Here is a 25,130-nt window from a genome sequence, read left to right on the forward strand (position 1 = left end):
TTCCCCTAAAAAAGGAGGGATAAAGGTACGGTTTTTATTCGCCTTGTCCTAAAGAGTATGCGCGTTCACCGTTAAGCATATAAAGGTTTTCAGTTTTGATAACCTCTATGCCTGCTGCATCAATTCTGTTCATCATATCTGTAATATCACTGTTGCTTATGATATCCCCTTGGTTTTTAGCATAGTATCTGCATCTCCAGTGGTCTGTCAGGAAAGTTTCCGGGTGACCGTTCGGGTAGACCTTCTGACCACGGTTAGAGATCATTTTGAGTGCCATACCTGTATCTTTTGCCAGCTCAACCAGTTTGTCACCGATAGTATTTGCATCACAGTCATCTCTTGTAAAGATATCCACACCGATAAGATCCATTTTTTCGTTTCTTACATTTGACAGAACAGGTTTTTTGATCTGAATCGCTTTGTCATATCTTACAGGAGCAAGTGTTGATGGCTCCTGTCCCAGTCTTTCAATGACAGCATCAGCGAACTCTTTTGTTCCGACTTCTGTATGTTCTTTGCCCTGTGCTTTGAGTTTTCTGGCAAGATCGTATGTCACAATACCGTCTTCAATGGTTTTCAACCAGGCATTGTGTACTTTTTGAGCTACTTCAGGCTGTCCTACCTGTACCATCATCATCACACCAGAGAGTAAAAGACCTGACGGATTTGCTTTGTTCTTTCCGGCATGACGTGGTGCAGAACCGTGAATTGCTTCATACATTGCTATATCGGCACCAACATTCGCACCCGGTGCAATCCCGACAGAACCAGTCATAAGTCCAAGTATGTCTGTTGCAACATCTCCGTAAAGGTTAGGCATTAACACCATGTCGAAATCTTCAGGCGCATCAACAAGTTTTGCCATACCAATGTCTATAATCCAGTCATCCGCCTGAATTTCAGGGTATTTTTTGGCAGTTTCGTAAAATACTTTTACAAAAAGACCATCTGTTATTTTCATGATGTTGTCTTTGATCATACATGTAATTCTTTTTCTGCCGTATGCTTTGGCATATTCAAATGCGTACTGGCATATTTTTTCACAACCCGGTCTTGTAATGATTTTAAGACACTGTGTTACTTCCGGTGTTTGCTGGTGCTCTATCCCTGCATATAAATCTTCTTCATTCTCACGAATAGTGACAACATTCATACCAGGGTATCTTGAAGGTATAAACGGATCATAAGAGATAGCCGGACGAACATTCGCATACAAACCAAGTGTTTTACGGATAGTTACATTTAAACTTTTGTATCCGCCTCCCTGAGGTGTTGTAATAGGTGCCTTGAAAAGCACTTTGTTCTTTTTGATAGACTCCCATGCTTCATCAGTAATTCCTGAAGTATTTCCTGCAAGGTATACTTTCTCTCCAACATCAATGTGTTCCCACTCTACATCTGCGCCGGCAGCATCAAGTACTCTGATGCTTGCATCCATAATCTCAGGACCGATTCCGTCCCCGCGTGCTACTGTAATAGTTCTTTTTGCCATTTTAATTCTCCTTAATAAAATCCTTCATAATATTTGAGAAATCATCATTTTGATAATGATTTCCACCTACATTTGAAAACATGCCGGTATTTTAATAAAAATAAAAGATTAAGTCTTTACAGGTTTTATTGTTAAAATTATCTATTTTTAATCTATTTATATACGAATATTATTTTAAATATCTTCAATTTTTATTCAGAATATTTGCTTTTGAAAAACAAAGTATTCTGAATGTACCTGTTTTAAAGGGTTTGTGCTAAAACTTGATTGAGAGGTAAAAGCTTAAATCAAAATGATTGTCATCAGAGAGATATTTGTTCTTTTTGTAGATTGCGTAGGGTGGTTGGGTCGTTGTTTCGTATTCGCTGTTTGGAAGCCATTCTGTGTAAACCCAGTATAAAAAGTGTAAAAAATCTCCATCGGCACCGGTAATGTCAAATTTGGCATAGACACCTTTTGCAATGTTGAGTTTTGGCAGTCTTTCATAATCAATTTTGCTTTTATCATTGACTTTTATGCAGGCGACATACTGGCACTCTTCAAGGTGTGTGACCGTAGGGTTGTCATGAAAAAGGGCAATATGCTCGTAGTCTTTGATATTGTTGCTGTAGGTCCATGTCTGCACTTTCTGCCAGGTTTGTTTGATTTGGTCATTGTAGCCGTTGTGTCGCATATAGTAAACTTCGATTTGTGGCATATTGACTATAGTTGCTTCAATGTTATTATAGTTTGCATTGGAGGCGATTGCTTTTTTTGATTCTGCAAGAATAGTTTGGGAGTACTCTTTGTGTCCGCCTTTTTTCCATGCTGTAGGAGTCATGGAAAATCTCTCTTTAAAAACACGAATGAAAGAGGTCTGTGAGCTGTATCCGCACAAAGCGGCTATCTGGGTGATAGTGGAATATTTGTTTGTCAGCAGCAAAGAAGAGGCTTTTTGCAACCTGATAGATTTGATGCTTTCATAAATATTTCTTCCGAAAATCTCTTTGTAGATCTTGTGCATATAGACTTTGCTGATGTTAAACTGATGGGCCAGCTCATCCATATTGATGTCGGTATCAATATGTGTATATATATAGAAGAGTATATCATTTGATATCTGTGTTTTTTTATTGAGTGTTTCTCGCTTCATGATGTAAATTATAGCAAAAATTACTGTAAATGATTTGCTTTAGAGAAGTTTCAAAGCATTTTGAACATCTGTTTTTTCTATTTTTGTTTTGCCTTCGCCAAAATGCGCTTTTTTCTTGAGTTTGCCAAAGTAAGATGTGTCTCCGCCAAGCTTTACATGTAAAGCCAGTGCCATGGCAGTGATTGGATGTCCTGCATTGGGGCTCTCGTGCTTTTTTCCGTCTGTGTAAAAGGCAAAAATGTTTTTCTGTTTTGCAAGGAACAGAATGAGCAGTGCCGTCAGCCTTGAGGGAATGAAGTTCGCGATATCATCAAGTTTTGCCGCACATTTGCCGAATTTTTCATATTTCTCATTTCTGTAGCCGACCATAGAGTCCATGGTGTTAACGGCTTTGTAAATGACAATACCCGGCAGATTAAACAGCAGCAGATAAAAGAGCGGGGCGACAACGCCGTCACTCAGGTTTTCGGCATAGGTCTCAATCGCTGCCTTATAGACATCACTTTCACTCATATCCTGTGTATCGCGTGATACGAGCATGGCAATCGCCTCTTTTTTGTTCTTTACATGTAAGACATTCCGTACAGAGTCTCGCAGCATCTTATGGGCGATAAACATAGAGGCTATAAAGGAGCTGATGAGAATGTTTGCAAAGGTGTCGAAAAGCTGCAGATAGAGATAAAGTGAAACAGTGAAAAAACTCACAGTTCCCAGCACAAACAGAACTAACAAACAGCCGCGTGTTACAGAGTCCTTGTAAAATTTTTCCTCAAAAAAAGTGATAATCTCGCCTATAACGATTACAGGATGTTTTATGAAGGAGAACTCCCCGAATTTTCTGTCGATGAGGTAGGCAAAGAGTGCGATGAAAATATTATGTATCATCCAGTGCCTTGTGGATAGCGTCTATGTTTACATGTAAAGCGATATGTTCGGCAAAGTCGGCAATAGTCTCTTTTTTAAATGCATTAAAATTATAACCTTTGTACTTTTTGTTGAGTCTGTGAAAAACTTTATAGCGAAATGCATCGCTTTCAAAAAGCCCGTGAACAAAGGTGCCGTAGAGGTTTTTCTTTTTTTTGGCACGTTTTTTGGCGACAGCGTTGTGAATCTCATATCCTTCTACCATAATGCCTTGGAGATTATAACAGCCTTTTTGTACAATTTTTTCTTTTTGAAAAACAACATCTCCTTTAAAACGTCCAAATCCCTGTGTCACTTCTTTTTCTGATTCTATATGCTCGGGGTCAAGAATTTGCTCAAACAGCATCTCATAACCTCCACAGATCGCTATGACGTGTCTCTGTTTGTCATCTAAGACAGTTTCAAAACCGCGTTTTTTCAGCCAAAGCAAATCATCGACAACCCGCTTGCTTCCGGGAATGATGAGCAGGTCATAATGTTTTGCTTCATTCACACTCTCAATAAAGTTCAGCTCAATTTCCGCATCCGCAACAAGAGGCTCAAAATCGGTAAAGTTACTGATGTGCGGAAGTTTGACAACACCGACTTTTATGATGGACCTGGAAGTGTTCTGTGTGTAGCCCATCAGTGAAGCAGAGTCTTCAAAGCCGAGATTAAAGGGTTTAAAAGGAACGACACCTAAAACTTTGATGCCAAAATCTTTCTCAATGATTTGGACCCCCTCATCAAACAAAGAGATGTCACCCTGAAATTTATTGACAATTACACCGATGACATTTTTACGCAGTTTTTTCGGCAAAAGATTGTAAACTCCGTAAATGGAGGCAAAAACACCGCCTCTTTGAATGTCTGCGACAAGTACTATCTTTGTTTGAAATTCCTGGGCTACATAGATGTTTGAGAGGTCTTTGCTCATCAGATTGAGCTCAACCGGACTGCCCGCCCCCTCGGCAATGATACAGTCATACTCTTTTTGCAAAGAAGCAAATGCTTTTTTGACGATGGGTTTGAGCCGGTTTATGTCTTTGTAATAGCTCCAGACATCCGTATCGCCGACACTTTTCCCGTTGATAATCATGTGGGCTCTGCTCGCTCCGCCTGATTTTAAAAGTATGGGATTAAAAAGAGGGGTAGTTTTGAGCCCGATAGATTCTGCAGCAAAGGCCTGAGGAATGGCTATTTCACCGTTGTCAATGTCGGTAACAAGAGAATTGTTCGAGACATTCTGTGCTTTGAAAGGGGCTACATGCAAACCTCTGTGGTGTAAAAGATAGGTCAGAGCAAAGGCAAGCGTGGATTTGCCCGCATCACTGCTGGTGCCGAAGATGCTCAGAGAGTGCATAGCTTATTTACGCCACAGCATTTGCAGTGTATCGAGTTCTTGAAGAAAGCTGTCTGCTTTGACATAGCCGTTAACAATAAGCAGCGTTTTTTGCGTAGCAGGGTCAACGAAAAAGATACGGGGGCTAAAGGGTGCCGGAAATTTGTCGGCAGGGTAATCTCCCTCATCAAAATTCTTATATACAAGCACAACAACCACTTCTTTGTTTAAACGTTTATGCACTGTCGGATTGGTGAAAGTGCGGTCTTCGAGACGGTCGCACCAGGGACATTCTGCTTTGGTTACAACAAGCATCAGGGGACGCTGCTCTTTTTTTGCTTTGGCAAGGGCTGCGTAATAATCGCGTTGAAAGCCCATTTTCTGGGCGTATTCGTCCAAATCAGCGCGAGCAAAAAGGCTAAAGGCTACGAGTAGCAGGCTAAGTATAATTTTCATTGGTTTTCTCCTGGGTAAGTTGTAAGTGCATTTTGCAGCGCTGTATGTGATTGTTTGTCTTTTACGGCAAAGCGGAGCCATCCGTTATCAAGGTAGTCAAAACTGCCGCAGGTTCTGACAAGTATCTTCTGTCTGAGCAGATGAGAAAAAATTTCTTCCGCCTGTGATGATTGTGTCAGAATGAAGTTTGCATCACTATGCACGATCTGTTCAAAAAGTCCGCATTTTTTTAAAATATCAAGCAGTTCCTGTTTTTGTATTGTATGCAGTTGGCGGCTTTTTTCTCTAAAAGTTTTATCGCCAAGACGTTTTTGCAAAAATGCCGCATCGAGTGAAGAGATATTCCAAAGCGGCGGATGCAATTTTGTGGTATTTTTTTTGTTTGAAAAAACAGCACCGATTCGCACCCCTGGACAGCTGTAAAACTTGGAAAATGACTGAACGATATAGAGCTTTTTATAGTTTTGAATCATCTGCCGCAAAGAGGGATGACTCTCAAACTCCAAAAAGCTTTCGTCCAAAATAACGGTACATTTTTGCTTTTTCCAGTAAGCAAAAAGTGTTGCAAGTTCGTAAAAACTCCCTTCAGGCGTAGAGGGGTTGACAAAAACAACAATGGACTTTTTTGCAACGGTTGCGTCGATATTCTCAATTCGGTTGATTTTGTAAACATTTTTTTTGCTTTGGAGGGCTGCTTTTTCATATTCGCCGTACAGAGGCGCATACAAAGTGACCTTTTTTTGTTTCAATGCCTCAAACAAAGCATAAACAGCGGCAGTCGCTCCGTTATACAAAGTGATTTGTGATTTTTTCAGACCATAATTGTGTGCAATGGCCGTTTTGAGTGTTGTGTAATTGCTTTGGGCATATTTTGCAATGGTACTATTGGTTACATGTAAAGCACTCTGGGGTTGATAAAGATTGATGTTTGATGAAAAGTCTATAATCTCATCACTCCTGCATCCGAGTTGTTTTGCATATTTATATATATTGGCACCGTGTTTCATACGCGGATTTTACCAAAAGTTTACTAACTTTACTTGGTTTGAAAGAAAAACTTTAAGCGATATTTTGTGTGTTATGTACGAATATTAACAAATAATACACATTTATATTGACAGTTAATTGTGTGATTTAAGGTTATTCTACCTATAATGTGCGTTAATAAATAGTTAAACATACAAAGGAGCATATTTGCCAGACTCAACTAAAGCAATAATAAATTTTGGTGATTTATCTAAACCTGTAACAGCATTAATTGAAAAGCTTTCAAGTGGAGCAGGTATTTTATATGAGCCTACAAGAATAAAAAAGCGAGCACTGGCTGAAGCTGAAGCAAAAAAAACTCATGCACTAGCAGATATAGAAGTGCAAGATATACAAAAAAGAGCATTAGAAAGGTTTGTTAGAGAAGAAACTATCAAACAACAAAATATTGAAAGCATTACAGAAAAAACTTTTGAAAAGCTTGATGAAACAGCTAAACCAGAAGAAATAGAAGATGATTGGATTTCAAACTTTTTTGATAAAGTTAAGTTTATTTCAGATAATGAAATGCAAGATTTATGGGCAAAACTATTAGCTGGAGAATCAAATAAACCAGGAAAATATTCTAAAAGGACAATTGAACTAATTGCTTCATTAGATAAAAAAGATGCCAAATTATTTAACAATTTATGTACTTTTTGTTGGTTTGATGGTCGTGAGGCTTATTCAATAATTTATAATAAAGCTGATGACGATATTTACAAAAAGATGAATATTAATTTTAGTTCTCTTTTACATTTACAAGACATTGGATTAATCCAATTCAACTCGACTACAAACTTTAAAAGAACAGGTTATCAAAAATATTTTACAATATATTATTACGGAAAAGTAATAAACCTTGAGTTTAAAAAAGATTTAGAAAATGATTTAAATATAGGAAATGTATTGCTCACAAAATCTGGACAAGAGTTGATATCAATCTGTAATGCTGAACTTAATGAAGAATTTTTCATGTTCACTCTTGAAGAATGGAAAAAACAAGGAATTATAGTTAGTGAACAACTTAGAAAAACTGTTTAACAAAACAGAATAGCCAATAAATTACCTAGCGGAAATTTATTGGCTATCTTCAGTCGTTATGTCCAAAATAAACTGCTAAGAAATCTCCACAAATCTAATTTTTACTATAATACTATTAAACAAAGACTAGGAATGATAATTGCCAACTTTACTCAATAAAAATGGTTTTAATTTTTCTTTTATGCAAACGAACATGAACCGAAACATATTCATGTAATGAAAGATGAAGGGTTTGCTAAAATTGAATTAGAAAACTTAAGAGTAATTCAAAACTATTTAAAGCCTAAAGATTTAAAATTGGCACTTGCAATTATCAAAGACAATCAAGATAATTTTATAAGGACTTGAAATGAATGGTTTAATTAAAGGTAAAGAAGTTTACTTTGATGATGAATACTTACATGTAAAACTTGAAGATGGCAGAATCATCTCAACTCCGATGGAGTGGTATAAACCACTCAAAGAGGCTTCTATCTCTCAACTCAAAGAGTATAAATTCATCTGCATGAATACAGGTATTGAATGGGAGGCTATTGATTATCATTTAAACATTGAGAGTATGCTTGAAATATCATTCGAAGATGTTGCATAAAGACATAACAAAGAGACCGTTTAAAATTCCGTGTCAGTAACTTTTAGAAGGCACTATACATTTCTTTGGCACGTTTTGTTTTTTTGTCATGGTTTATTCGCAGAAGGGCATAGAAGTTTGCTGCTATGTTGCGCTGTTTTTGTAGCTTTGCTGTGGTGATTTTTTTATTTCTTTTTTGGTTGTATGTTGTCAAGAACATTTTTGTGTAGAGTTGCCTGTTTTTTGGATTGAAAGAGAGCAGGGCTACGCTCGCGTCAAAGGCAAACTCTCCCAAACCGCCGTCTATAAAATCAAATACGGCTATGTTGTTTTTGTGAAAAAGGGTATTGTCTTTGAAAATGTCTCCATGGATGAAACCTTCGTTCTTCTGGCGTAAATTTTGCAGTGAGCAGAGCTTTTTATAATAATAAAAATGATTTTTCTTTACAAAATCCAGCATACTGCTGATATTGTATGCGTTTAAAAAAGGAGAAGCATCCGTAAAATCTTTACTCACAGTATGAAATTGTGCCAAAAATCTTGCGAGTGCGCGAATATGGAAGAGTTGTATGTTTTTTGGCATACTGCCCTGGAGTTTTGAATAGAGATACCAGCCGTTTTTTTCTTCCAAAAACTGCGGTGTATTGAGTTTACATGTAAAGAGATGCTTTAAAAGTGCCTGTTCTGTTTGCACCTTTTTGCCCGTCTCTCTTTCATATTTTTTTAAAATATAGCTGTTTTTGCTGTTTTTTACAATGTAGGTTGTATCCATTATGCCGTTTGTTGTGGGGATAATTTGCTTAAAACCATAGTCGGGAAAAATCCGACATAGTTGTTCAAGCGTTAATTCTGTTTTGACACCCATTTAAACCTGGCAGACTTTCATAATCTTTGCCCAGTCCAGGTCAAAATGTTTCTCGACATAGGCTCTGTGATGCGGTACACTGCATCCGGAACAGTCTTGATGTATTTTATCTCCGTAGACACCCTGTCTGCCGTCTTTTGAATCAATATCACAAAAACTGTACTGTGTTTTTTCTTTTACTTTTTGAATGCCTTCGTCATTAAAACGAAAATTCGGACAGGAACAAAGATAGCAGTTGAGATTCTCCATATCATGGCATTTTTTATTTTTGGCATAAAGCGGACAAAAGTCACTCTCTTTTTCTTTCATGTTTTCAAAATCAAAGTAGTCGATGATCTGCTGTTTTTTGAAGTTTTGTGCTAAAAGTTTATCTACAATCTTTTTATGTTTTTTTGCATGGTTTTGTACCCAGTCAATGTAAGCCAACTAAAGTTCCTTTTTTTGAAATTATAGTATAATTTGGAATAAACAAATTAAAGGATGCAAAAATGCATATAGAAGCAGGCGTAGTTGAAGGCGCTAAAATGTTTTTGAGCTATGGAACTGCAACAGCAGTGCTTGGAGCTACAGCAAAAACAGCGTATGACAATATCAAGGAAAATGGTGCTTTGTCTTTAGTATTTAAAAGTATAATAGCAACGATTATAGTATTTTGTTGTTTTGAAGTTTTACCACACTACCCAATAGGTGTAAGTGAAGTGCATCTTATTTTAGGAACAACCATATTTTTAGTATTTGGCATTGCTCCTGCCGCAATTGGTTTGGCTTTGGGACTTTTAATTCAGGGACTTTTCTTTGCTCAGTTTGATTTGCCTCAGTATGGCATCAATGTAACAACGCTTCTTGCAAGTATGTTTGTTTTAAATATAGCAGCAAAAAAAGTGATACCGGAAGGTGTGGCATATAAAGATATAAGCTATACACAACTCTTAAAACTTTCTGTTGTCTGGGAGGGGAGTATTGTTTCATGGGTTGCTTTTTGGGCACTTTATGGGCAAGGATTTGAAGTTGAAAATTTACAAAACATTGCTACTTTCGGTGCGGCGTACATGTCTGTGATTATTATAGAACCTTTGGTAGACATTGCAGTTTTAACTGCCGTAAAAGCTTACGACAAAACAAATGAATGTGCATTTTTATTTGACAAAAAACTTTGTCATGCGTAAAAGAAATCAGGATTTTACAATCCTAATTTCTTGAGCTCTATCTCAATATTTTTTCTAAATATTTCTCGAACTTCTTCTTGCTCTATGAGGTTGAACTTTTCATCTTGTGTGATTGGCTGAACAATACTTGCATCTGCATACTCGCTCACTTCTTCACATATCTCTTTCATATCTTTGTCGTAGTGATTCCCACTGACCAGAAGCATAGGAACAATTTGAACTTTTCGCTCTTTATCACCTTGCGTGAGTTTGAGTATGTCGCGTTTGATGGCATCTTTTACAGCATAAAATGGAAACTCTCCCTCTAAGGAACAGGTGAGATTTCTTTCATTGAGCATTCTTAAAAAGTTTGCTGCGTAACTGACAGCTTCAAGTCCACCGATATTTAAAACAGGAACACCATGGATGATATAAAGGTTAATAATGTCTTCTTTTTTCTGTCGTATACGTTCATCAAGTGCTTTAAGATAAAGTGATGTCTCTTTTGTTTTTTGTAATAGAGGGTTCGTATATCTAATATTTGCTAAAGAAAACTCCCGAAATCCTTTAACCATTCTCATAAGGACTTCATGTTCATCTGTCGGGAAAATATTTACACTTACTATGATATAACGCTTATAACCCTCCATATCAACATCTGCCATCACCTGAGGAAGATTTTTATATACTTCGCCTTTTTTTGCCAACTCTTTAATGACCATTTTTGAAGAAAATGCAGTAAAAACAGGAATCTCTGTAAAGGAGTCTTGTATAAATTTTTCAAACTCCAAATATTTTTCCTGCTCTATCACCGAACCAAAACAGGAGAGAATTATTGCCGTGCCTTTGTTATAATGTCTATATCGTTTCATAATACACCAATCTAATTTTTTGCAAATTATAGGATAAAAAGTTGAAAAAAGCATTATTAATCTCTGCAATCGCATCCAATCAAGGAAAAACACTTCTTACAATGGCACTCTTGTATCATTATAAGAAGAATGTACGCCCTTTTAAGTGTGGGCCGGATTTTATTGATCCGCAGTTTCACGAACGTATAGCAGGTATTCCATCTGTTAACCTTGATGGATACATGATGAATCAAGTGCAGCTGCAATGGATGCTAACAAAGTATTTTGACAAAGATGTTGCCATTTTGGAAGGTGTTATGGGTTACTATGACGGAATGGACAAGGGTGCAAGTGCTTATGATGTGGCAAAAACTCTCAATATTCCTTCTCTTTTAATTCTGGATGCAGGCGGCAGTTACATAACTGTTGCTGCAGTTTTAAAAGGTTTGCTCTTCTTTAGAAAAGACAATACGATAAAAGCAGTAGTGCTCAACAAAATTTCTTCTGCCATGCACTATGAACTCGTAAAAAAGCATATAGAAGCAGAGTGTGAAGGGATTGTAGTCTGTGGTTGGATACAAAAGGGATTACAAACTTTAAATGCAACGCACTTGGGGCTTGATTTAAAAGAACTGGATTCTTATATGGTAGAAAAAATCTCAAAAGAGGTATTGGAACATATTGATATAGAGCAGTTAGAATCTGTTATGAAAACTGTTTTAGAAAATGTTAGTGTATACCCCTTTGAGAAAGTAATAAAAAGAGATGAAAAATGTGTACTTGTGAAAGATGAAAACTTTTCTTTTGTGTATCATGACAATATAGAGTTTTTAAAAGAACTTTACAAAGAAGTGCAATTTATAAGCAGTACAAAAGATGAAGCAATTCCAGATGATGCAGATCTTGTGATATTACCGGGTGGCTATGTGGAGACAAATAGCCATTATGCAAAAATAAAAGATTCACATAATTTTAAAAACTCTTTGAAAGAGCACGTCAAAACTAAAAAAGTTTATGCAGAATGTGCCGGGTTTATTTATCTTGGTGAGACTTGTGATGAAAAAAAGATGAGTAAAATATTACCTATAACCTTTACACTCACAAAGAAACGTGAGCGTTTGGGTTACTACAAATGTGAGTTTGATGGAGAGGTCATCAAAGGACATGCTTTTCACTATTCTAAAATTATTGATGCACCAAAAACAGATATAAAGCTCTATAAAGTTTCAAAAAAAAGTGCAAAAGAGGGAGGCTATAGACAAGACAATATTTTTGCTACCTATTTGCATACAATGTGGCGTATTAATTTTTGTATGTGACGCATTTATCTAAAAGTTTTTCACGTTCCCAGCCTAAAGTTTTAAGCTCACTCTCTTGATAAAATTCATCTACATAGCCTACACAAAGGTAGGCTATAAGGCGTGATCCTTGTTTTACATGTAAAGTATTGAGTACTTTGTTCTCATCGAGTATGCTCACCCAACCTATGCCAATGTTTAAGGCCCTTGCCATAAGCCACATATTTTGAACGGCACAGACAACACTATATTCACCCATTTTTTCCATGCTAGTCATTCCCAAAATATTACTTTGTTTTGGTTCATAGAGTACAGCAATGTTCAGAGGGGCTTCTTTTATGCCCTCTAATTTTAATTTTTTATAAAGAGGGTTGTCTTTGAAGATTTTTTTCGCCTTTGTGTTTTCATGGTCAAAATTTTCTATAAGTCTCTGTTTTATGTTTTTGTCGCTGATGACTATAAATTTCCAAGGCTGCGAGTAACCCACAGAAGGTGCCGAAATAGCTGCTTCTAAGATCATATTGAGCTTTTCTTTTTCTACTGCTTTGTTTATAAATCTGTTTCCTCGGACATCTCGTCTAGCTTTTATAATATTTAAGAGTTTGTCAGCATCGTCTTTTGTAAAGTTCATACGTAATTATACTGTGTTATAATCCTTATTAAAAAAAAAGAAGAGAATGTATGGACTTTATTCTGGAAGAACCCCCTATAAATATCGGTGCAGATATTAGCGAAAAATCTTTTGAAATGATAGAAGATGAAATTGTTTCTTATCCGAAATACCATGAATTTGATGAAAATGAAAAAGCACTTGTTGCAAGACTGATTCATACAACAACCTGTTTTAATGAGGTTATAGACAATATTTACTTTAGCAAAAACGCGATGCTTAAACTCAAAGATCTGTTGCAAAACAAAGCAAAACTCATTGTTGATACCAATATGATTCGTTCAGGATTGAGCCAGTTTTATTTAAATAAGTATGAGAACGAAGTTATCTGTTATGTCAATGAACCCGAAGCTTTTGAAATGGCAGAAAAAAATGCTACAACCCGTTCTTATGCAGCAGTAGAACTTGCAATACAAAAGTTTCAAAACGAGCCTATGGTTTTAGCCTGTGGAAATGCTCCGACGTTTATTTATGCAGCGGTAAATACATTGATAAAAAATAAAGTAAATCTTGAAAATGTCATGTTTTTACTTTTTCCTGTTGGTTTTGTCAATGTGGTCGAATCTAAAGAGTATGGAAAAAAATTTATAGAGCATTTTGGTGCTGAGGGCATTATTCTACAAGGCAGATACGGTGCATCAACGATGGTTGTCGCATCACTGCATGCAGCCTATAAGCTTATAAAAGACTTTGACACAGGGCAAGGAAAATATAATGGCAAGTAGTCTGATAAATTCACATTCAAGTTCAAAATACGGTAGTAACCCAGTAAAAAAAGGTGAAGTGCGTCTGAATGAAATGGGCAGTGAAGTGGTTGAAGGCTATACATGTAAACCAAAAAACTATGATAAAAATCGACCAATTATGCACTATAAAACACTGCTCCTTTTGTGCGATGACGAGCGATGTGGTAAAGCGGGCAAAGATGACAGGGCAACACATTTGCGTGAGATTCTAAAGGAGATGGGGCTTAATAAGGGAGAAAATCGTATAAAGATAAGCCGTACAGGCTGTTATGGAGCATGTAGATTTCGCCAAGTTTGTCAAGTAACAGAAAATACGCAGGCAAATGGTAATGCAAAAAACAACGCACTTTGGTTACGGCACACACATAATTTTACAGACAAGCAGTGGCGAGAACTTTTTAAGCTTTTAAGTGAAGATAAAATTCTTTTAGAGATGTTGGATGAGAAGTATTTTATTCCTATGAAGGTTTATAACTAAATTCGCATGAGTGAAAAACTAAAGTCGGGGTACACAACAGGAACACATGCAACAGCAGTGTTTTTAGCGACTTTGTATGAATATTTTGGTAAGCTTCCTATGCAAAAGTTGTCAGTAGTGTTGCCACAGGGTGCAGAAGCACTTATAGATGTTGGGCAAAAGGAGAGGCTTTGTTATGTTAGTGTTAAAGGTGATAATGACGATATTGATGTAACAAAAGGATGTGAAATTAGCTGTAAACTTTTAAAACAAAAACCGCAAAAGATTAAAGAACAAACGCCCTCACTTCTAAAAATTAAGAATACAAAAGTCTATGTTTATGCCGGAGAAGGGATAGGAGTCGTCACAAAAAAAGGGCTGAAAATCAGTCCCCCGCATCCTGCAATAAATCCTGTACCTCTTACCATGATGCTGGAAAATGCACAAAGTATTGTAAAAGAATCGAAAGAAGTTTTATATGCCGTGTTTAGTGTTAAAGATGGAGAGCACATAGCAAAAGATACGGCAAATGCAAAGGTTGGCGTAGTTGGCGGCATTTCTATTTTAGGTACCCGAGGCATTGTTAAGCCGGTTTCTTCTTCTGCGTATATTGATTCTGTTACAGCTGAAATAGATGTCGCAGCGGCAGAGTCACAGGAGGAAATTATTTTTACTCTTGGTAATTCTGCGCATGATTTTGCGAAAAAATATTATAATGAAAGTTCTATTATAGAGATTGGTAATTTTGTGTATGATGCATCTTCTCGGCTGAAAAAACACAGAATAAAAAAATTGATATTTATAACAAGTGTTGCAAAAATGTGTAAAGTAGCACAGGGTTTTAAAAATACACATAACAAATATGGCAGTATTGATTTTGATGAGGTGAAAATTTGGTTAAATTCAGAACTGAATTTTGAACTGGGCAATGAAGAATTTGTAACCTTAAAAGGAGTTTTACAAACTCTGCCGGATGAGTATAAAGAGCCATTTATAAAACTTTTAGGGTATAAATCTGCTTTGAGATTGAAAGAGTGGTTTTTAGAGCTTGGTTTACATGTACACGAGGTTGAAACAATTACTTTGCCAAATGAGATAAAGGAAAGGCTAAAATGGTAACAATAGCAGGCTCAGGGATGGGTGAATATAATTTTAAGAATATAGATGTTGATTTCTCAAAATTTGATATGATTTTTTGCGATCAAAACTATGAAACCCCTTTGCCAAATGTGACAAAGGGAAATTTTAAAGTTGTCAAAGAAGCAATATTAAATAATCTTGACAAAGAGTTACTCTATGTAGTCAGTGGTTCACCTACTTTTTTTTCTGGGGCAATTTTAATTATAAATGCACTTAAAAAACAAAAGATTGCTTTCAAAATTATTGATAACACTTCAAGCCTTAATTATATGTTAGCTCATGAGGGTGTAAGTCTTGTTAAAACAGGCATTATAACTTTACATGGAAAAAACTTTGTGGATTTACAAAACTTTTTGACAAAAGAGTACACTTTTATTGTTTGTGATGATGATACGCCTCGTGTTTTGTCGCAGGCTATAAATTTTTTAGATGAAGATGACATAAATATTACACTTGGTGAAAGGTTTGGTTATGAAGATGAGACTTTTTCTACGACAACATTACAAAAAATGCTAGAAAAATCACCTCGTATGCCTTATTCTCTTCTTGTTAAACGAAAGTATAAGCCACTACCTAATATCTCAAGCGAAGAAAGTATTGAACATGAAAACGGGATGATTACCAAAAGCTATAAGCGACATATTTCTTTACAAAACCTTGAACTGCAGCCAAATATGCTTTTGTGGGATATAGGAGCTGGTTCTGGCTCTGTTAGTATAGACGGCTACAAACGTTATAAAGTAAAAACTATTCTTTTTGAAAAAAATCCCAAACGTTCGGCTATGATAAAAAATTCATTAAAAAAGCATAAAGTACTCGATACAAAACTTTATGAAGGCGAAGCAAGTGAAGCATACAAGAAAGAACTAAGCACGCCTGAGAGAATTTTCATCGGTGGTGGCGGACAAAAAGTGATAGCTGAACTTGAGTACCTCTATGGACGCTTAGCCAAAGGCGGTATTCTGGTAGCTAACTTTGTAACACTTACAAACCTAACACAAGCTATCACTGTTTTAAAAGAAGCAAAAATTTCTTTTGATGTTAAAAGCATTAGTCTCACAACTTATAAAATGAGCCTGCTTATGCCAGAACCTGAGCGCATTATGCATCAGATTATACTAAAGAAGGAAATAAATGATTAAATTTGTAGGAGCGGGTCCAGGGGATCCTGAACTTATAACTGTAAAAGGGATGAAAGCCTTACAGGACGCTGAAGTGGTTTTATACACAGGTTCCCTTGTTCCAAAAGAGCTACTTAAGTGGTGTCAAGAGGGAACGATTATAGAAAACTCGGCAGATATGAGTTATGAGGATATTTTTGGCTTTATAAAAAAATATGCCCAGAATAAATTTGTGCGTTTGCATACGGGGGACAGCTCTATTTACTCTACCATAGCCAAACAGATAAAATTTTTAAGAAGTGAAAATATAGATTTTGAGATTATTCCGGGAGTTACTGCAGCATTTGGTGCGGCAGCATCGGCGGGTATTGAATATACTATTCCCGGAGTATCACAGACGCTTATTATCTCCCGTATTGAGGGGCGTACTCCAAATCCAGAAAGTCTGGAACAACTTTTGTCAAACAAGCACTCTTCTTTTGCGTTTTATCTCTCTATCTCACTTATACAAAAACTCAAAGAGACAGCTTATAAATTAGGCTATAGCAAAGATACACCTTGCTGGGTTGTTGAAAAAGCGACATGGTCTGATGAAAAAATTTATAAAGCCACTATTTCTACTATACAAGAGCAGGTTTTACATGTAAAGGGTGTTGCACTCATCATGTTTGGCAAATTTTTACACCAAAACTCAACGGCAGAATCTCATCTGTACGCAGACAAATACAAACAAGAGAGTCAAAGGAAATCAAAATCATTATGAAAATAGCAATAGCAACTATAAATAATCCTTCATTAGAAGCAGCAAAAAAACTTTTACCTTATCTGCAAGGACATGAATGTCATATTTTTAACAAAAGTGAAGATGGTACAACAAAAGAGGCGGCTTTTCACATTTTTGCCAAAGTCGATGATATCATGCCTACGGCATGGGCTGAGTTTGACGCCATCATCTTTTTAATGGCAACGGGTGCAGTCATTAGAAAAATTGCACCACACTTAAAAGATAAAGCAACAGACCCTGCTGTGCTCATAATGACGCTTGATTTAAAAAGGGTAATTCCTTTACTTTCAGGGCATTTGGGAGGTGCAAATGAACTTGCCAATGAATTGTGTGCAAAGATAGAAGGCTGTGTGAATTTTGTAACTACGGCAAGTGATCAGATAAAAGTTCTTGCTTTTGATATGTTTGCAAAAAAGTACGGTTTTACTATCAGCAACTTAAAATCTTTAGCAGAGGTTTCCAACGCCATCATCAACAAGAAAAAAGTACAGGTAATAAGTTATCCCTGTATGATTGAGGCAGTAAAAGAGTTTGAAGGCTACAAAGAGGAAAATTTTTCTTTTTTTATGCCAGATGATTTAGGAAAGTGGGATAAAAATATACCGACTGTTTATATTACTCCGCAAAAGCTACCAAATAGTGCACTACAAATTCATCCGCAAGAGATAGTTTTAGGGCTTGGGATGAACAGAGGCACAAGTGCTGATGAAATAGACAAGGCAGTTACAAGATTTTGTTTTGAACACGGTATAAAAAAAGAACAAATTACAAAACTTGCAAGTTTTAGTGCTAAAGCGGATGAAAAAGGTTTACTTCAATATGTTTCAAACATAAACAAAGAGTTAGAATTTTTCAGCGAGGATGCCATTAATGCACTCCCTGAGAAGTTTAGCCCTTCGCAGGCGACAAAGTTTTTTAATATTAAAGGAGTGGCTGAACCGGCTTCTTTATTGGCAAGTAAAAACAGAACACTTTTTTTAAGTAAAAGAATTTACGGCGCGGTAACGATTGCCGCTTCATTTTAATATAAGGAGCAAAAACAAGATGGGAAAATTAACATTAGTCTCAACCGGCGCAGGTGGTGACAGATATTTGACACAAGAGGCAATAAACGCAATACGTGAAGCGGATTTAGTTGTAGCTTATACCAAATATGCCAAGGATTTACCAGAATTGGTAGCAGATAAAGAGGTTTTTACGACGCCAATGACAAAAGAGATAGAACGTGTTCAGCATGCCATAGATGAAGCTAAAAAAGGCAGGACTGTTGCATTGCTTTCAAATGGTGATGCAAATGTTTATGCTATGGGTTCTTTGGTTGTTGAACTTATAGATACGCTTGACTTGTGGGAAAGTATAGAATATTCGGCTTTACCTGGGATTAGTTCTGTTTTAGCACTTGCGAGTGAAGTCGGTGCGCCTATTAGTCAAGATTTTTGTCTTATATCACTTTCTGATAGGCTAACAGATGCTGGGTTGATTCAAAAACGATTACGTTTGGCTTTGGAGGGAGATTTCATTATCTCAATTTATAACCCAAAAAGTAGAAGTAGACTTGAGCCGTATGAAGGAATGCTAGAACAGTTGAAAAATATTGATGCAAATCGCCCTGTAGTAGTTGCAAGAGATTTAGGGCGTGAAAATCAGATGATAAAAATAATTACAGCAAAAGAGTTGATAGATGCAGGCGTAGAAAATGAAGATGTAAATATGTCTACGACACTGCTTATAGGAAACTCTACAACAAAACTTACAAGGGATGGCAGAGTTTTAACACCAAGAGGCTATTTAAATAAATATGACTTAAGTGGTATGCAAAAGGGTGAATGGGAAAAGATTAACTAGCGCCTTGCAAAATTGATAAAAAGGGTCATATACTTTTTGACTTTACTAATCTTTGAAGATGTGATTTTAGCATCTTCAAGATACATATTTTCAAAAGTATAAAAATTACCTTCTCCTAAAACCTCTGTATTCATTCCGATTTTTGGGCGCATTAAAATTTCTGTAGTTTTGACTTCAGATCGTGGATTTATAGGCTTAATGATGAGTTTTTCATCACCTAAACAAAGTGCTTTTTGCACTTCGGCGGAAGCGGCGCTAAATGAAGTGACACCTGCTATAACTTTACAGCTTTTATAGATTTTTTCATTTTTTTCTTTGATAATGTCAAGCAGATAGTAGATACTTGAGTAAATAGCAGCATCTCCAAGTGTGACAAAGCAGACCTTATTGTATTTTTGCAGTGTCTCTAAAATTATATCGGCCTCGTGTACCCAGTCTTCATAGTTAAAATGCATAGGTGAATAAACCGGTACAATAGTCTTGGTTACATGTAAGAGTGAAAGCGCATCCGAGACGATTTTATAGCTGATAGATTTTGTAAAAGTATTGTCTTCGCTTTTTGTAGGTACACAGATGGCATCACATTCCCTAAAAGCATTGAGTGCTTTAAGTGTCAAGAGTTCAACATCTCCTGGACCTAAAGAGACCATAGTAAGTTTTTGATTCATTATTTTCTTTTTGTGAAATTATAACTAACTTCTTATAAAGTGTGCTTTTTGTGAATGATTTGTATGTTAGAATTAAGTTATGAAACTTTCACATTTAGAACAAATTACTGATTATTTACAAAATTTTAAAAAAATATCTGCTGCATTTCGGGTAAGCGACAGCATCATCAAAATTGTTTTTGACAAAAATGATGCGCTTTATTTTAACATGCAACGCTCGAATTCAAGCATATTCAAATGTGAAGAGTACCCGCGTTCCAAGGTCTATAATGCCCCTTTTGATGTCATTTTAGCCAAACGGTTCAACCGTGCAAACGTCTTACATGCAGAACTGCTCAATGATGATAAAATTATACGCATTAAAACCTCGCTGGCTTCTGCTTATAAAGAAGAAACAACCTACCTGCAGATAGAATTTACAGGCAAATATACCAATGTCATTATTCTGGATGAAGAGAATATTGTGCTTGAAGCACTGCGTCATGTTGATCTGTTTTCCTCTTTTCGGGAAGTTCGGGTTGGGCAAAAACTGCTGGATGTTCCGCCTGCGCCTTTTGTAGCAAAAGAGTATCCGCTTGAGGATGTGGAAACATTTTTATACGAAGTGTATGAAAAAGAGCAAAATGCAAAACTTGAGGGAATGAAAAAGCAAAAAATTTCCCAGCTTGAGAAAAAACTGCAAAAACTGCAAAAACTTTATGCGAAACTTGATTCACAGGAGAGCCTGGAAAAAGAGGCACAGGAAAATGGGCATTTGGGCAATTTGGTGCTCTCAAATGTGCAAAACATCAAGCCCTATGCAAGAGAAATAGAACTGGAAGATTATGACGGTTCAAAAGTGCACATAGCATTGCAAAAACGCTATCCCACTCCTTTTATGATAAGTGAAATGTTCTTTTCCAAAAGTAAAAAAGCAAAACAACGTGCCAAGCATCTGCATATAGAAGAGGAATCTCTACGCTCAAAAATAGAACATCTCAAGCGCTTTATACATGTAATCAAAGAGGCAAAAGATGTGGCAAAGATAGAGATGCTTTTGCCCAAAAAAGTACAAAACAAAAAAGTCAGGCAAAATGACTCCATAGAAGTGTTTTGGATAGAAGGCTATAAAGTGCAACTGGGAAAAAATGAAAAAGGCAATGTCGAACTTTTAAAAAACGCACGCGCAAAAGATATATGGCTGCATATGAAAGACCGTCCTTCCGCCCATGTCATCATCACCACTGACAAGCAGAATCTGCCGCAAAACATCATTTTGGCAGCGGCAAGACTCTGTGTAGAATTCAGTACCGCTTCAAAAGACCGCTTTTTGGTCGATTATACTCCAAGACGGGAAGTCACGATACAAAACGGGGCAAATGTGTTGTATAATAAGTATAAGACAATAGAAGTAGATACAAGAGCCTAACAACAGTCGGCACTGAAGTACCGATTCCGAAAAGTTACTACAGTTCGGAACCCATCCTTTAGGGTGGGCTGAGAATGGCGAAAAGGTAGCAACAGTCGGCACTGAAGTACCGATTCCGGAAAGTTTCGGAACCTATCCTTTAGAGTGGGCTGAGAATGGCGAAAAGGTAGCAATAGCCGGCATTACAGTACCGATTCCGGAAAGTTTTGGAACCCATCCTTTAGGGTGGGCTGAGAATGGTGAAGAAGTAACAACAGCCGGCACTACAGTACCGGCTTTGTGAACCAAAAGGAAGGAGGAGCCTATGAGTGTCGGAGCTATCGGAAATGTAGTCTTGGTAAACCAGATGACACCTGCCGTCACACCTTTGCAGGGCAATCAATATGTCCGCTTTGATTTGCAAAACCTTGCCGCGCAGGCTGCTGTGCAGGAGAAAGAAAAAGAGATAGAAGAGGTCCGTCCTACCGAAGAGAGTCATGCAATAGACCCAGACCGTGAACACCAAAGAGAAGAAGCAGATCAGGAAACAAACAATCTGCCAAAAAACCAGGGGCATGAAATTGTTGAAGAAAAGAGTGAGGACGAACCGGACGAACCACTGCATCTATTAGATATTAAAGTCTGATTAGATATAATATTTTATCTGAAAAATTTGTAGGGATCTTTTATGAGCATATTACGAGATAGTAGAGAGCGGATAGTCACAGGATTGGCACTTTTGGCCGTTGTGCTGACTGTCGGATTGATAGACAATTTTTTTGTTATGTGGCTTTTTCTCGGGACTGTATACATTTTGGCTTTTAAAGAGGCTGTGGTGCTTTTTGGTGTAGAAAAAGATAATCTTCTGCCATATGCAGCAGCCTTATGGCTTATAGCCGCTTTTTATCCTTACGGGGATGATTTGTTTGTGCTTGCAGGCGTCGGCTATGCATCTGCTGTGGCGTATGATAAAAACCTGAAATGGGTTGACTTTTTACCGTTTATCTATCCGACGGCAGGGCTGCTTTTTATTTTAACAATGTATGAAGAGTATGGCGTACTGTCACTAGTCTGGCTGCTGGGTGTAGTTGCCCTGACTGATATCGGTGCCTATTTTGTAGGCAAAAGCATAGGAAAAACAAAATTTTGTGAGACAAGTCCGAATAAAACCCTTGAAGGTGTCATAGGCGGTGTAGCCCTTGCAACATTTGTCGGCGCATTTTTGGGTGTTTTTGCTGTTGATTTCTGGATTGCTCTTGTCATCTCTTTTATGGTTGCTCTGAGCTCAATATTCGGCGATTTGTTTGAGTCGTCGCTCAAACGCAGTGCCGGGGTAAAAGACAGTGGTGATCTGCTTCCGGGGCATGGCGGCATACTTGACAGAATTGACGGCTACCTTTTTGGAGCGATCGTTATGCTTGTACTGCTTCGCGGACTGGTCTAGTTGATACTTTTAGGCTCGACAGGTTCCATCGGTGTCAATGCTTTGCTGGTTGCCAGACGTTTTGGTATAAAAGTTGAGGTGTTGGTTTGTGGTAAAAATATTGCACTTTTAAATAAGCAAATTAAAGAACATAAGCCAAAAGTTGTCGTTGTAGCAAATAAAGCAGATGTTGCAAAAGTGAATCATTCTCGTGTTTATAGTGGAGAAGAAGCTATATTACATGTAATAGAAGAAGCAACCTCCAAACTTGTCGTGAATGCACTGGTAGGTTTTTTGGGCCTGCGCCCGACACTCAAAGCCATAGAGTGTGATAAAAAAGTGGCCCTGGCAAACAAAGAGTCACTCGTTGCCTGCGGCAGTTTCATTGATACATCAAAAATTCAGCCCATTGACAGCGAGCATTTCGGGTTGTGGTATCTGTTGCAGGAGAGACCGGTAAAAAAAATGACGATTACAGCAAGCGGCGGAGCTTTTCGTGACTGGGATATAACAAGACTGCATACAGCAACACTCTCAGATACACAAAAGCATCCAAACTGGTCAATGGGGCAAAAAATCACAATTGATTCGGCAACAATGGTCAACAAAATGTTTGAGCTCCTCGAAGCACGCTGGCTCTTTGGCGAGGGAGAATATGATGCCATTATTGAGACGCAGTCTTTGATTCACGCGATGATAGACTTCAAAGATGGCTCAACCACAGCACATTTTGCCAATGCGAGTATGCAGTTGCCCATAGCCTATGCGCTTGATGAAAAAATGGATGAAGCGATTTTACCGCATGTTGATCTTGTACAGGTGGGACGTCTGGAGTTTCGCCAAATCAGTCCGGAGCGCTATCCTGTCTGGCAGATTAAAGAAGATCTGCTGAAAAATCCGCAAAGAGGCGTTGTTGTCAATGCGGCAAATGAGGCGGCTATTGAGATGTTTATCGCCAAAAAAATAGGTTTTATGGATATCAGTAAAATTATTATCAATGCGTATGAAAATTTCAGTGATGCACTCCCTTTACATGTAAGCGATATATTCCTTATAGATCAAGAAGTGCGAAAATATGTAGGAAAGAACAGATGGTTTTAAGTATAGAAAGTTCCTGTGATGACAGTGCAATTGCTGTAACAGAAATAGCAACAAACAAACTTGTTTTTCATAAAAAGATTTCACAGGAGATTGAGCACAGCGTATACGGCGGTGTTGTTCCGGAACTGGCAGCGCGACTGCATGCAGAGGCTTTGCCAAAGATTTTGGAGCAGTGTGAGCCCTATTTTAAAAAGATAAAAGCGGTTGCGGTGACAACGAGCCCGGGACTTGCCGTTACGCTGATAGAGGGGGTTACCTTGGCAAAGGCAGTGAGTGTTGCACTTGATATTCCCCTTATTGCGGTAAATCATCTTACCGGGCATATTTATTCACTTTTTATTGAAAAAGAGACGCTTTTTCCTTTGACGGTTCTGCTGGTATCAGGCGGGCATACACAAGTGATGGAGGTCAGGAGTCTGACCGATATTGCGACGGTTGCAAAAAGTATGGATGACAGTTTCGGTGAGAGTTTTGACAAAGTGGCGAAGATGATGGGGTTGGGGTATCCCGGCGGACCGGTTATAGAAAAACTTGCAAAAGAGGGCGACAGAAAAAGATATGACTTTACCGTCCCTTTGCTTAGAACACCAAAATTCGCTTTTAGCTATTCGGGATTAAAGAATGCGGTTCGGCTTGCTGTTGAAAAGTCTGAATCGGAAGACTACAAAGATATAGCGGCTTCTTTTGAATATACTGCAAGCAAACATCTTGTGCACAAACTTAAAAAATATTTTCAGACAAACCCTCCGAAAAACTTTGCCATTGTCGGAGGCGCAAGTGCAAACCTGTATCTGCGAGGGGAAATAAAAAAGCTGCTGCAGCCTTATAATGCACAACTACTTTTGAGCGATTTAGAGTACTGTTCGGATAATGCGGCTATGATAGGGCGGGTTGCAGTGGATATGTACAAGCAGGGGATGTTTACTTCCTTGGAAGAAGTGAGTGTAGCAGCAAGGGTAAAGATGTGATAAATTAAATTTAACTTAAAGCAAGGTTTTCTGAGCTTTAATAAGATAAATATTAGTATTTTAATTGTACAATTCCAACAAGAAAAATCAAACATTCAAAATGAGTGTTAAATAAAGGAAATTGAATATGGCAACAACTAAATTCAAAGGTACAGACGTAGAGTTATTAGGAAATGAAGTAAATGTAGGTGATAAAGCACCAGAAGTTAATGTAGTAAACTCAGATGGTTTGGGTGATGTAAAAGTTGGTGGTGCTCAAGGTACAAAACAACTTATCATCGTAGTTCCTTCACTTGATACAGGTGTATGTGCTACAGAAACTCGTAACTTTAATGCAAAAGCTGCAGAACTTGACGGTGTTAAAACTGTTGTTGTTTCTATGGACCTTCCATTTGCTGCAGGACGTTTCTGTTCAGCTGAGGGAATCGACAAACTAACTGTTGCTTCAGATTTCAGAAACAAAGACTTTGCTAACGCATACGGTGTACTTTTAGGCGGTTCTCCACTTGCAGGTGTAACTGCTCGTGCTATCTTCGTAATTGATGAAAACGGAATTGTAACTTATAAAGAAATCGTTCCGGAAATCACTGAAGAGCCTCAGTATGATGCTGCAATAGAAGCTGCGAAAAAGTAGTCAGTTTCTCTTCTTGCCGCCATTGGTGGCAAAAAAGCAAAATGAGTATGTCTTATTTTGT

At 37.5% G+C, this 25,130-nt stretch carries 29 protein-coding genes; 18 read left to right on the forward strand and 11 right to left on the reverse strand.

Features of this window, described 5'->3' with window-relative positions; all coding sequences use genetic code 11:
- Positions 1–34: 34 nt before the first annotated feature.
- The 6 genes from ACM66U_RS00410 to ACM66U_RS00435 form a co-directional block, all read right to left on the reverse strand.
- Positions 35–1,492, reverse strand: coding sequence for an NADP-dependent isocitrate dehydrogenase (locus ACM66U_RS00410; RefSeq protein ID WP_418640880.1), 1,458 nt, complete (start codon positions 1,490–1,492; stop codon positions 35–37).
- Between the two features lie 256 nt (positions 1,493–1,748).
- Positions 1,749–2,624 (reverse strand): AraC family transcriptional regulator, encoded by an 876-nt coding sequence (locus ACM66U_RS00415; protein WP_418640881.1) that lies wholly within the window; start codon positions 2,622–2,624, stop codon positions 1,749–1,751.
- A gap of 39 nt (positions 2,625–2,663) precedes the next feature.
- Positions 2,664–3,509, reverse strand: coding sequence for an adenosylcobinamide-phosphate synthase CbiB (gene cbiB, locus ACM66U_RS00420; protein WP_418640882.1), 846 nt, complete (start codon positions 3,507–3,509; stop codon positions 2,664–2,666).
- Positions 3,499–4,890: a cobyric acid synthase gene (locus tag ACM66U_RS00425; protein WP_418640883.1), complete on the reverse strand. Its 1,392-nt coding sequence runs from the start codon at positions 4,888–4,890 to the stop codon at positions 3,499–3,501. Before ACM66U_RS00425 ends, cbiB begins: the two co-directional genes overlap by 11 nt.
- A gap of 3 nt (positions 4,891–4,893) precedes the next feature.
- Complete coding sequence (locus ACM66U_RS00430) at positions 4,894–5,325, reverse strand: thioredoxin family protein (protein ID WP_418640884.1); 432 nt, start codon at positions 5,323–5,325, stop codon at positions 4,894–4,896.
- Positions 5,322–6,332, reverse strand: coding sequence for an aminotransferase class I/II-fold pyridoxal phosphate-dependent enzyme (locus ACM66U_RS00435; protein ID WP_418640885.1), 1,011 nt, complete (start codon positions 6,330–6,332; stop codon positions 5,322–5,324). The genes ACM66U_RS00430 and ACM66U_RS00435 overlap by 4 nt, the downstream gene beginning before the upstream one ends.
- Positions 6,333–6,519: 187 nt before the next feature.
- On the opposite strand from ACM66U_RS00435, the gene ACM66U_RS00440 reads away from it, so the two are divergent.
- The 3 genes from ACM66U_RS00440 (at position 6,520) to ACM66U_RS00450 (ending at position 7,987) form a co-directional block, all read left to right on the forward strand.
- Entirely contained in the window at positions 6,520–7,395 is an 876-nt protein-coding gene (locus tag ACM66U_RS00440; RefSeq protein WP_418640886.1) for a DUF2806 domain-containing protein, read from the forward strand.
- 216 nt (positions 7,396–7,611) lie between these two features.
- Positions 7,612–7,743, forward strand: a complete 132-nt coding sequence (locus ACM66U_RS00445; RefSeq protein WP_418640887.1) for a DUF4160 domain-containing protein — start codon at positions 7,612–7,614, stop codon at positions 7,741–7,743.
- 1 nt (position 7,744) lies between these two features.
- The gene (locus ACM66U_RS00450; protein ID WP_418640888.1) at positions 7,745–7,987 is read left to right on the forward strand and encodes a DUF2442 domain-containing protein; all 243 of its coding nucleotides are present in this window, start codon (positions 7,745–7,747) and stop codon (positions 7,985–7,987) included.
- Between the two features lie 43 nt (positions 7,988–8,030).
- Here the strand turns inward: ACM66U_RS00450 and ACM66U_RS00455 are convergent, their stop codons facing one another.
- Both ACM66U_RS00455 and ACM66U_RS00460 read right to left on the reverse strand, forming a co-directional pair.
- Positions 8,031–8,738: a phosphotransferase gene (locus ACM66U_RS00455; RefSeq protein WP_418640889.1), complete on the reverse strand. Its 708-nt coding sequence runs from the start codon at positions 8,736–8,738 to the stop codon at positions 8,031–8,033.
- A gap of 93 nt (positions 8,739–8,831) precedes the next feature.
- Positions 8,832–9,257: a hypothetical protein gene (locus ACM66U_RS00460; RefSeq protein WP_151901378.1), complete on the reverse strand. Its 426-nt coding sequence runs from the start codon at positions 9,255–9,257 to the stop codon at positions 8,832–8,834.
- Positions 9,258–9,319: 62 nt separating this feature from the next.
- On the opposite strand from ACM66U_RS00460, the gene ACM66U_RS00465 reads away from it, so the two are divergent.
- Positions 9,320–9,997, forward strand: a complete 678-nt coding sequence (locus tag ACM66U_RS00465; RefSeq protein WP_151901377.1) for an energy-coupling factor ABC transporter permease — start codon at positions 9,320–9,322, stop codon at positions 9,995–9,997.
- 14 nt (positions 9,998–10,011) lie between these two features.
- On the opposite strand, the gene ACM66U_RS00470 is transcribed toward ACM66U_RS00465, so the two are convergent.
- On the reverse strand, positions 10,012–10,848 hold the full coding sequence (locus ACM66U_RS00470; protein ID WP_151901376.1) for a sirohydrochlorin cobaltochelatase: 837 nt from the start codon (positions 10,846–10,848) through the stop codon (positions 10,012–10,014).
- 41 nt (positions 10,849–10,889) lie between these two features.
- On the opposite strand from ACM66U_RS00470, the gene ACM66U_RS00475 reads away from it, so the two are divergent.
- Entirely contained in the window at positions 10,890–12,146 is a 1,257-nt protein-coding gene (locus ACM66U_RS00475; RefSeq protein WP_418640890.1) for a cobyrinate a,c-diamide synthase, read from the forward strand.
- Here the strand turns inward: ACM66U_RS00475 and bluB are convergent.
- Positions 12,130–12,756 (reverse strand): 5,6-dimethylbenzimidazole synthase, encoded by a 627-nt coding sequence (bluB, locus tag ACM66U_RS00480; RefSeq protein WP_418640891.1) that lies wholly within the window; start codon positions 12,754–12,756, stop codon positions 12,130–12,132. The genes ACM66U_RS00475 and bluB overlap by 17 nt on opposite strands.
- Positions 12,757–12,806: 50 nt before the next feature.
- Between bluB and ACM66U_RS00485 the strand changes: the two genes are divergently transcribed.
- From ACM66U_RS00485 to ACM66U_RS00515, 7 genes are read left to right on the forward strand one after another with little or no spacing between them, the layout of a single operon-like run.
- Entirely contained in the window at positions 12,807–13,520 is a 714-nt protein-coding gene (locus ACM66U_RS00485) for a precorrin-8X methylmutase (RefSeq protein WP_151901373.1), read from the forward strand.
- Positions 13,510–14,019, forward strand: a complete 510-nt coding sequence (locus ACM66U_RS00490; protein WP_151901372.1) for a (2Fe-2S) ferredoxin domain-containing protein — start codon at positions 13,510–13,512, stop codon at positions 14,017–14,019. The genes ACM66U_RS00485 and ACM66U_RS00490 overlap by 11 nt, the downstream gene beginning before the upstream one ends.
- Before the next feature lie 6 nt (positions 14,020–14,025).
- Positions 14,026–15,117 carry a cobalt-precorrin-5B (C(1))-methyltransferase CbiD gene (gene cbiD / locus ACM66U_RS00495; RefSeq protein ID WP_418640892.1) on the forward strand — a complete coding sequence of 364 codons (1,092 nt, stop codon included), beginning with the start codon at positions 14,026–14,028 and terminating at the stop codon, positions 15,115–15,117.
- Entirely contained in the window at positions 15,111–16,280 is a 1,170-nt protein-coding gene (cbiT, locus tag ACM66U_RS00500) for a precorrin-6Y C5,15-methyltransferase (decarboxylating) subunit CbiT (protein ID WP_418640893.1), read from the forward strand. Before cbiD ends, cbiT begins: the two co-directional genes overlap by 7 nt.
- Entirely contained in the window at positions 16,273–17,022 is a 750-nt protein-coding gene (locus ACM66U_RS00505) for a cobalt-precorrin-4/precorrin-4 C(11)-methyltransferase (protein ID WP_418640894.1), read from the forward strand. Before cbiT ends, ACM66U_RS00505 begins: the two co-directional genes overlap by 8 nt.
- On the forward strand, positions 17,019–18,068 hold the full coding sequence (locus ACM66U_RS00510; RefSeq protein ID WP_346389121.1) for a cobalt-precorrin 5A hydrolase: 1,050 nt from the start codon (positions 17,019–17,021) through the stop codon (positions 18,066–18,068). Before ACM66U_RS00505 ends, ACM66U_RS00510 begins: the two co-directional genes overlap by 4 nt.
- A 19-nt stretch (positions 18,069–18,087) precedes the next feature.
- Positions 18,088–18,888, forward strand: a complete 801-nt coding sequence (locus ACM66U_RS00515) for a precorrin-3B C(17)-methyltransferase (RefSeq protein ID WP_151901367.1) — start codon at positions 18,088–18,090, stop codon at positions 18,886–18,888.
- Here ACM66U_RS00515 and ACM66U_RS00520 read toward each other — a convergent pair.
- Positions 18,885–19,556 (reverse strand): precorrin-2 C(20)-methyltransferase, encoded by a 672-nt coding sequence (locus ACM66U_RS00520; RefSeq protein ID WP_151901366.1) that lies wholly within the window; start codon positions 19,554–19,556, stop codon positions 18,885–18,887. The two genes, ACM66U_RS00515 and ACM66U_RS00520, sit on opposite strands and share 4 nt — an antisense overlap.
- Positions 19,557–19,635: 79 nt before the next feature.
- Between ACM66U_RS00520 and ACM66U_RS00525 the strand changes: the two genes are divergently transcribed.
- The 6 genes from ACM66U_RS00525 (at position 19,636) to tpx (ending at position 25,069) form a co-directional block, all read left to right on the forward strand.
- Positions 19,636–20,964 carry an NFACT RNA binding domain-containing protein gene (locus tag ACM66U_RS00525; protein WP_418640895.1) on the forward strand — a complete coding sequence of 443 codons (1,329 nt, stop codon included), beginning with the start codon at positions 19,636–19,638 and terminating at the stop codon, positions 20,962–20,964.
- Positions 20,965–21,268: 304 nt separating this feature from the next.
- Positions 21,269–21,589, forward strand: coding sequence for a hypothetical protein (locus ACM66U_RS00530; protein WP_151901364.1), 321 nt, complete (start codon positions 21,269–21,271; stop codon positions 21,587–21,589).
- A 42-nt stretch (positions 21,590–21,631) separates the two neighbouring features.
- Positions 21,632–22,387 (forward strand): phosphatidate cytidylyltransferase, encoded by a 756-nt coding sequence (locus ACM66U_RS00535; RefSeq protein ID WP_346389123.1) that lies wholly within the window; start codon positions 21,632–21,634, stop codon positions 22,385–22,387.
- Positions 22,388–23,467, forward strand: coding sequence for a 1-deoxy-D-xylulose-5-phosphate reductoisomerase (dxr, locus tag ACM66U_RS00540; protein ID WP_418640896.1), 1,080 nt, complete (start codon positions 22,388–22,390; stop codon positions 23,465–23,467).
- Positions 23,458–24,435 (forward strand): tRNA (adenosine(37)-N6)-threonylcarbamoyltransferase complex transferase subunit TsaD, encoded by a 978-nt coding sequence (gene tsaD / locus ACM66U_RS00545; protein WP_418640897.1) that lies wholly within the window; start codon positions 23,458–23,460, stop codon positions 24,433–24,435. The genes dxr and tsaD overlap by 10 nt, the downstream gene beginning before the upstream one ends.
- A 127-nt stretch (positions 24,436–24,562) precedes the next feature.
- Positions 24,563–25,069 (forward strand): thiol peroxidase, encoded by a 507-nt coding sequence (gene tpx, locus ACM66U_RS00550; protein ID WP_151901360.1) that lies wholly within the window; start codon positions 24,563–24,565, stop codon positions 25,067–25,069.
- The last annotated feature ends 61 nt before the right edge of the window (positions 25,070–25,130 follow it).

The organism is Sulfurimonas sp. ST-27 (assembly GCF_048081595.1).
Classification (GTDB): Bacteria; Campylobacterota; Campylobacteria; order Campylobacterales; family Sulfurimonadaceae; genus Sulfurimonas; species Sulfurimonas hydrogeniphila.